This is a genomic window from Oleiphilus sp. HI0128 (assembly GCF_001635365.1).
Window position 1 is genome coordinate 1 of sequence record NZ_LWGG01001405.1, and the last position, 925, is coordinate 925.

At 45.0% G+C, this 925-nt stretch carries 2 protein-coding genes; both read left to right on the forward strand.

The genetic code is table 11. The annotated features are described in order from the left end of the window. A partial coding sequence (locus A3763_RS23130; RefSeq protein ID WP_197483068.1) for an Lrp/AsnC ligand binding domain-containing protein occupies positions 1-240 on the forward strand: 240 nt, incomplete at its 5' end. Positions 241-313: 73 nt separating this feature from the next. Continuing rightward, the coding region (queC, locus tag A3763_RS23135; protein ID WP_068760601.1) for a 7-cyano-7-deazaguanine synthase QueC at positions 314-925 on the forward strand (612 nt) is incomplete at its 3' end.

Genomic DNA, 925 nt, shown 5'->3' on the forward strand with positions numbered 1-925 from the left:
GACCGCTTTGATACCTTTGAGGAAACATTGAGCGATTGCCCGGAGGTACTCTCATGCATGCTAATCACCGGGCAAGCTGCGGACTATATGATTGAAGTATTGGTGAGTGACATGGATGCCTATCAAGCTTTCCTCTTAGGCAAACTAACACGCATACCCGGCGTTACCGGTGTTCATTCCAGCTTTGTACTAAGAAAGATTATCGATCGAACTTCTGTTCCCTTGAACCATCTGGCCTAAGCCCGCTGTCTTTTTCCAGTTCACAGAGATAAAATGCCACACAATTCAACTGTAAGGACTATATGAGGAAGCTATGAGCGATAAAGTCGTTGTTATCTATTCCGGCGGAATGGATTCATTCACCCTGTTAAATCAAGCGATTGCTCAAGGTAAGAAAGTTTACGCCCTGTCTTTTAACTATGGTCAAAAGCATTCTAAAGAGCTTCACTACGCACAGAAGGTATGTGACGACTTAGGCCTGCCTCATAAAATTGTCGACATCACCGCAATCCATCAATTATTACTCGGCTCCTCACTCACGGATGACATTGAAATCCCTGAAGGGCATTATGAAGAAGAAAGCATGAAATCGACGGTGGTCCCCAACCGTAATATGGTAATGCTTTCTCTTGCGATCGCTTATGCAGTTTCAATAAAAGCCAGTGCCGTCTACTACGGCGCCCACGGTGGTGATCATGCTATTTATCCGGATTGTCGCCCTGAGTTTATCGAAAAGATGGATGCGGTTTCTAAAATCGCTAACTACGAAGCGGTTGATATTATTGCACCTTTTCAGGATATCAATAAGACAGAAATACTGAGCAAAGGGCTGGCAATGGGACTTAACTACGGTAAAACCTGGACATGCTATAACGGCAGAGAAAAGGCCTGTGGCAAATGCGGTGCTTGCCAAGAGCGACTCGAA